A 1870-nucleotide genomic window follows, 5' to 3' on the forward strand; every position below is an offset into this window, starting at 1 on the left:
TCGCCGCGGCCGGGCTGAAGGCGCGTCAGGACGCGTGCTCGTGCTGACAGGCAACCCGCGCGAAGAGAGCTACCGCGGCGTTGCAGCTGGTCAGAGGAAAAGCTGGTCGAGCGTGTCGGCGGTCAGGACGCGAGCGGTCCAGGTCTGGAGCTGGCAGGCGGAGGCGTCGTGCACGGCGGCGAGCGCGGCCTCGGGAAGCGGACCGAACTTGAGGGTCAACAGCTGGAGGAGCGACTCGACACGACCCTCGACGCGGCCCTCGACACGGAGCATCTCTGCGATGGTCATGTAGGCATCCTCCGCCTCAGGGCCAAGGCCGGCGATCAGGTCATGCAACTCGTCGCGGGCGTCCGCTTCTCCGACCAGCTCAATGTAACGCAGCAAAGTGGCGAACTCCTCCCTGCCATCCGGGCCGTCGAGGACCGCGCGCAGTTCGTCGACCCACGGCCCACGGTCGCAGGTCCTGGGCGAGCCGGGGGTTACCAGGGACAATCTTGAGGAGGAGCAGAGTGAGCCGCACCGAGTGCGTCAGCGGACGCTCCCGCAGCTCCCGCTCGTCAACGCGAACCAGGTCATCGAGCAGGAACTGGAACCGGGGCAGATGCTCCCGCCAGGCGCCGGCGAGGTCCGGAGCCAGGTCGACCAGGTCGAGCACCTGAGTCGGGGCGACCCACGCGTGCTCGTTGTGGTGTCCGAGAAACGGGGCTCACCTCATCCGCGCCAGCTCCACCGCCCAGGCCCGCGCGGAGTTGTCGAGGGCGGGCTGGTGCAACTTGCCTGTACTTCTGTTGAACGTCGTCGCAGCAGCGCCCGGGCGGGTCAGCTACAGCCGTCCTGGAGGTAGCGGACCCCTCCACCGGCCAGCACGGCAAGCGCCGCCTGCACCCGGCGCCACACGTACGGCCGGAGCAGGTGGGCCGCCTCCCCCGGGGAGCAGAAGCGGACGGCCGCTAGCTCCGGGTCCACGGAGTGGAGCCCTCGCGCTTGCCCCCGGGTGAGCGTGCCGCCGTCGAAGACGAAGGCCAGCAGATCATCCCATGGCCCATGCGGTGACACCCAGTCCACGCACAGTAGCTCGCCCACATGCGGGTCGAGGCCCAGTTCTTCCTTCAGCTCCCGCCGCAGGGCATCCCGAGGCGGCTCGTTGGCTTCAGCCATCCCGCCCGGTAGATCCCAATCCGGCTTGTATGTCGGGTCGACAAGCAGGAGGCGGCCGGCTTCGTCGCGGATCAAGGCATCAGCTGATACCCGCTTGCGGGCTTGGCGGGCATTGCCTTCGGCCAGGTGGGCGAACTCGGCAGAGTCGCGGCCGACGTAGCTGGCTTCCCACTCCTGCTCGATGTTCATGAAGCCTCAGCGGGCCGGGGTCGTGGCAACGCCATGGTCATCCGCCCAAGAAAATCGGCTACGGGCCCTACAGCCGCGTGAGGTTCAAGCCGGTGGCCAAGGGCTCGAAGCTGGCCCACTACCCGGTCCGAGGCCAGGTGCGGCGTCACGTCGAGTACCTGGCCGCCGGCTTCACAGGCCCCTTCAAGGTCGCCGGCCCCGAGACGCACCGTCGCCAAGGTCAGGTTCCCGAAGGCCCGGCTACGCACCCGGTCGGGGCCTCGAAGCTCCAGTACGCGGGCAACCTGGTGCTCGGCTCCGGCAAGGTCACGAAGATCCCGCAGACAGATGGCGGCCTCAGCGGCCAGGGCCGCTTCGTCAAAGGGACTCAGCCACTCATGGCCGCCGGTGGCGGCGCGGGACAGTTCCAGCTCTGCGGCTTGGAGGGCGGCCAGGCACTCAGTCGGTGCGCCAGCCAGGGCACTGCCCCGAGCCTTCATGGCATGGAGCCGGGTACGCAATGCGCCACAACCCGGATCGTAAG

4 protein-coding genes are annotated in these 1870 nt (G+C 68.9%); 1 reads left to right on the forward strand and 3 read right to left on the reverse strand.

From position 1 onward, the window contains the following. Positions 1 to 90: 90 nt before the first annotated feature. The 3 genes from AC08ON_RS15245 to AC08ON_RS15255 all read right to left on the reverse strand — a co-directional run bounded on the left by AC08ON_RS15245 (position 91) and on the right by AC08ON_RS15255 (position 1347). Positions 91 to 384, reverse strand: a complete 294-nt coding sequence (locus AC08ON_RS15245) for a hypothetical protein (RefSeq protein ID WP_476608171.1) — start codon at positions 382 to 384, stop codon at positions 91 to 93. After that, on the reverse strand, positions 368 to 655 hold the full coding sequence (locus AC08ON_RS15250) for an Rpn family recombination-promoting nuclease/putative transposase (protein ID WP_476617205.1): 288 nt from the start codon (positions 653 to 655) through the stop codon (positions 368 to 370). Before AC08ON_RS15250 ends, AC08ON_RS15245 begins: the two co-directional genes overlap by 17 nt. 164 nt (positions 656 to 819) lie before the next feature. Beyond that, entirely contained in the window at positions 820 to 1347 is a 528-nt protein-coding gene (locus tag AC08ON_RS15255; RefSeq protein ID WP_476608172.1) for an NUDIX domain-containing protein, read from the reverse strand. Between the two features lie 92 nt (positions 1348 to 1439). Between AC08ON_RS15255 and AC08ON_RS15260 the strand changes: the two genes are divergently transcribed. Then, positions 1440 to 1870: hypothetical protein (locus tag AC08ON_RS15260; protein ID WP_476617206.1), on the forward strand; the 431-nt coding region annotated here is incomplete at its 3' end.

This window comes from Frankia sp. CoWAU3, assembly GCF_977971855.1.